The 4,878-nt window shown below is 67.7% G+C and carries 4 protein-coding genes; all 4 read right to left on the bottom strand.

Translation table 11 applies throughout. The annotated features are described in order from the left end of the window. Positions 1–18: 18 nt before the first annotated feature. Complete coding sequence (locus H926_RS25975) at positions 19–909, bottom strand: XrtA system polysaccharide deacetylase (RefSeq protein WP_043608188.1); 891 nt, start codon at positions 907–909, stop codon at positions 19–21. 17 nt (positions 910–926) lie between these two features. Next, entirely contained in the window at positions 927–2,207 is a 1,281-nt protein-coding gene (locus H926_RS0106595) for an XrtA/PEP-CTERM system-associated ATPase (RefSeq protein ID WP_022675612.1), read from the bottom strand. 22 nt (positions 2,208–2,229) lie between these two features. Next, positions 2,230–3,921 carry a hypothetical protein gene (locus H926_RS0106590; protein ID WP_022675611.1) on the bottom strand — a complete coding sequence of 564 codons (1,692 nt, stop codon included), beginning with the start codon at positions 3,919–3,921 and terminating at the stop codon, positions 2,230–2,232. After that, on the bottom strand, positions 3,918–4,878 hold a 961-nt coding region (locus H926_RS0106585; protein ID WP_022675610.1), incomplete at its 5' end, for an AAA family ATPase. The genes H926_RS0106585 and H926_RS0106590, both read right to left, overlap by 4 nt.

Genomic DNA, 4,878 nt, shown 5'->3' with positions numbered 1-4,878 from the left:
CCAGGCGAAACGGCGCGTTCATGCCGCCGCCGCAGCGGGCAGCGCGGCGTCACGGCTGGCCACCCAGGCGGCTTCGGCCCGCGCCACCGCGTCCATCCGCCCCCAGGAAAAATCACGCAGCAGCCGCTCCAACTTGCCGGCCATGACCGAAAGGTTGGTGTAATGGCGAAAGCGCGAGCGCCAGGGTGCATCGGTGCGGCGCGGCTGATCGGGATCGATTTCCCAGGGATGGAAATAGAACGCCGCCGGGCGCCCCGCAGCATTGACCTGCCGGACTGCCCAGGATGACACGCCATAGGGCAGCAGGCGGAAAAAGCCGCCGCCGCCCGCCGCCATGCGCCGCCCGGCCACTTCGGCCGTCGTCACGGGAATTTCCAGCAGGGCACTGCCCGGCACTGGGCGGAAGGCAAAGCGCGGCGCCTCGCGCCAGCCATAGTGATCGTGAACGATCGGAGCCACGGACGAAGAATAGGCATAGCCGGCCTGCGCCAGCACTTCGTGCGCCCAGGGCGTGCGTGCATCGATCGAAAAGCTCGGTGCGCGATAGCCGGTCACGGCCTGCCCGCTCGCCTGTTCCAGCGCATCGCGGGCGCGCGCCAGATCGGCGGCAAACTGTGCCGCATCCATGGTAAACACGCGCTGGTGATCCCAGCCGTGGCTGGCCACCTCGTGCCCGGCATCGGCAATGGCGCGCACCAGCGCGGGATGGCGCTGCGCCACCCAGCCCAGCGTGAAGAACGTGCCCTTGGCGCCGGCAGCGGCAAACATCGCCAGAATGGCCTGGACGTTGCGCTCCACCCGCGAATCCAGCCCGTCCCAGGCGGCGCGGTCGATCACCTTTTCAAAGGCGCCAACTTGAAACCATTCCTCAACATCGACCGACAGGCCATTGATGACAGGCGCAGACATGGATGGGCTGCTTTCGTTCAGGCCGCGCGCTTGGGGCGGTCGGTCTCGAACCATTCGATCAGCATGGTCAGCACGTGGCGAATGGCCTGCTCCTGCTCGGCCAGGCGATGCTCCAGCACGCCGATGCGCGCGGCGGCATCGCTCAGCGCGGCTTCCAGCGCCTCGGTCCGCGCCGTGCCATCGGCCTGGGCCGCAGCGGCTTCGTCACCGTGAGCGGCGCGCATTTCGGCCACTTCGATCACCGCCTGCTGCAGTTCGGCGATCTGCTCGTCGCGGCTGGCCATGGCCGCCTCGATCGCGGCGAGATCGAAATCGTGGCGCGTGGTGCGGCTGCCGTCGCCCTCGGGCTTGGCCTGGCCCTGCCCTTCGCCGTGGAAGGTATCGGCCGTCAGCCCCAGTGCCTGCGACGATGCCGCCTCGGGCATGGCAGACGAAGCAGCGGCCGGGGCAGCGGCGGGCGCCGGCGCGCTTTCCACCGAAACGGCGCTGTCAGACGCCATGTCATCCAGCACGGCATGCAGCAGCCCGGCCTCGATCCGGCTGGCTTGCTCCAGCGCGCCGGCCAGCAAGACACGGCTCAGGATCTGGTTGACCCGGCGCGGCACGCCGCCGCTGGCGCGGGCAAGATCGGCAAAGAAGCGCGGCTCGAACGCCGGGTTGCCGTTCCACCCCGCACGCACCAGGCGATGCTCGACATAGGGGCCGACTTCTTCGGGCTCCATCGGCGCCAGGTGGTGCGTGGCGATCACGCGCTGGCGCAACTGCTCCAGCCGGGGCGATTGTTGCAGCAGGGTACGGAATTCAGGCTGGCCCAGCAGCAGGATCTGCAACAGCGGATGCGCGCCGAGCTGGAAGTTCGACAGCATGCGCAGTTCTTCCAGCGCTTCCACGCTCAGGTTCTGCGCCTCGTCCACCACCAGCAGGCAGCGCCGCCCGGCGCGGGCTTCATCATGCAGGAACGCCTCGATCCGCGCGAGCGCGGCGGCCTTGTCGTGGCCGGCCACATCCAGGCCAAACGCGCGCGCGGCCATGTGCACCAGCTCCTGGCCATCGAGCTTGCTCGTCACGATCTGCGCGGCGGTCAATTGCGCGCGGTCGATGCTGGCCAGCAGATGCGCCGCCAGCGTGGATTTGCCCGCGCCCACCTCCCCGGTAATGACGATGAAGCCCTCACCCTGCGCCAGGCCATAGCCCAGGTATGACAGCGCCTTCTTGTGCGTGGCGCTTTCGAAATAGAAATCGGGATCGGGCGTCAGCTGGAACGGACGGGCCGAAAGGCGGTAAAAGTCATCGTACATCGGCGTTACGCCTCCAGAACCGTCAAAGCGTGTAGCGCAGGCCGATCAGGCCTGTCGCTTCCAATTGGTCCGCAGCCAGATCGCGGCTCACCCCGTCAAGCCCAACCGAAGCCGTTGCGGTGAGACGATCGGCCAAGCGGCGATAGTAAGATGCATAAATGCCATAGGAATTGGTCGTTCCCAACAGCGCGGTGCCGCTATCGTACCAAGCATCGTAAACCGCCACGCTGAAGCTGGCATCGCGGCCCAGCTGGCCCGAAACCCCACCGGTAACATACCAGTTCTGGTCCACCGTGCCATTGGCCTGGGCCAGCACCGTGCCCGGCGCAGCGATGAAGCGGCGGCGAACATAGCCCGCGCCCACGCCCAGCCGCAGCCGGCCCATGGCAAAGCCATAGGTCGCGCTGACCCCGCGCTGGCGGAATACCGACGACGAGACCGACGACAGCGCGCCATTGACGCACGAACCGCCCGCAGCCCCGATGCCACAACCGGTCGCCCCGCCCGTGGCAAAATCGGTCGGCACCTGGCGCAGCGCGTTCGACAGGCTCGATCCGAAACCGGAAATGCCGTCGAACACCGAGATGTTGAGCGAGCTGCGCGTGTTCGGCGCATAGGAGAAGCTGCCGAAGTAGGTCGTGCTGTCATAGCGGCGGCCGATAAAGGCAGAGAGCGATGTGCGCCGGCTGGGCCGCCACATCACGCCCACGTCCCAGGTCAGCCCGTCGCTGTCATAGGCGATGCGACGCGGCTGGCTCTTATCGGTCACATAGCGGCCATCGCTGCCGATCACCGGGTTGCCACTGGCATCGCGGACCGCATCGCGTGAGGACACGCGGATATGCTCCCAGCCCACGTCGCCCACCAGTTGCACTGTGCGGCTCACCGGCAAGGTTGCCTGCACGCCGGCGCGCTTGTCGTCGATGCGCTGATCGAGGTTGGAGATATCTTCACGGTCCCACCCGGCGCTGGCGACCAAGCCGACCGGCAGCACCGTGCCGACCTTGGTCCCGGCCGAAACCTGCGCCGATTGCATCAGCGAATGGTTGAACAGGTCGATGCGCGGTTGCCCAGCGGCAGGCTGATAGGCGTTCTTCTGCGTCAGCTTGGTATAGCCGGCCAGATAGTTGGCATTGATCGCCACGTCGCCGGCATGGGTGGTCAGGTTCGGTCCGGCATAGACCGAATAGACCTGGCTGATCGCATCGTTGACCGACAGCGGATTGAGCGAGGCGGAGCCATTGGCCTCCACCCGTGTGCGCGCGGCGAGCGCGCCAGCGTCGATGCTCAGCGTGCGCGGGATCAACTGGTGCGAGACGCGCGCCAGGCCCGAAATCGTGTCGGAATCGCCCACCTGCCCCTTTTCGACAAAGCGACGTTCATAGCGCACCGAAATCTGACCCTGGGTGCGACGCCCGGCCAGCGTGGCATCCACCCCGGCGGCCAGCGCGGTATAGGTCACCACGTCGTTGCCCGGCGTGATCTGCGCCAGCAGGTTCTGCGTCACTTCCAGATAGGGACGGATCGTGGTGCGCACGCCCGAACCCACGCCGCGTGCGCTGCCGTGGCCATCGCTGCCGCCACCGGAAGGCGCAGCGGGGCGATCGTCGCTGCCCACCTGATAGGGCAGAACCTGTGCCTTGGCCGCCGTAGCGCCCGCCAGGCAGGAGCCAGCCAGCAGGCCGCCGAGGATAAGGGAACGCGCGCGTTTCATTCCTTGTATCCGTAATAGGTGCCAAAGCGCCGCCCGGTGGGCGAAAACCGCGTGCCGTTGAGCAGAAGCTTGATATCGGCGCAGCCCGACAGGATGCCGACGGCATCGCGCAGCGCGGCCTCGCCGGTCACGTCGGCGCGCACGACCATCACCGCCTGGCCCACGTGCATGGCCAGTTCCGATGCGGGCGAGGCTGCCAGCGCGGGCGGGCTATCGAAAATGACGATGCGGTTGGGCGACTGCGCGGTCAGCCGGTCAAGGATCGCGCGGGTGCGGACCGAGGCCAGGTATTCCGTGTCAGAGCCGGTCTGGTTGCCCGCCGGCAGCACCGAAAGACCGGGAATATCGGTGGGAATGATGCATTCCTCCACCATCACCTCGGGATCGGCCAGCGCATCCATCAGCCCCGGCCCGCCCGGCAGCCCCAGGGTGGACAGCACCGAAGGCTTGGCAAAGTCGGCGTCGACCAGCAGCACTTCGTTGTCCTTCTCCGCCGCGATCGACAGCGCCAGGTTCACCGCGCAGAACGTCTTGCCCTCACCCGGATGGGCGGAACACACCAGGATGCGCTCGCCATGGCGGGCCGTGCGGCCGGCGCGCGAATCGGCGGCCTGCAACAGCAGCTGCCGCTTGACGATGCGGAACTCTTCCAACAGCGCGCTGACCTGGCCCTCCGGCTCGATCAGGCACTGCTCGCGCAGCAGGCGGCGATCGATCGGCTGCGGCGCCTTCTTGAAGCGCTGGCGCGAGGGAATGCCCTCCAGCGCCGGATTGGCAAAGGGCGCCGGCGTGCCGGGATCAGCCGGCGCGGTATCGGCACTGGCCGGAACGAACACCTGCGCGCCCTCTGGTGCGAACGGGGCGGCGGGTGCTGGCTCTACGGCTTCGGGCGCAGGCACTTCGGGCTGAACCGGCTCGGCCATCGGAGCGGCGGGCGCTGGCGGCGCAGCCACCGGA

It is taken from the genome of Novosphingobium sp. B-7 (genome assembly GCF_000410615.1).
GTDB lineage: Bacteria > Pseudomonadota > Alphaproteobacteria > Sphingomonadales > Sphingomonadaceae > Novosphingobium > Novosphingobium capsulatum.
Note: the sequence above shows the minus strand (reverse complement) of the source record. Positions and strands in the feature narration are given on the sequence as shown.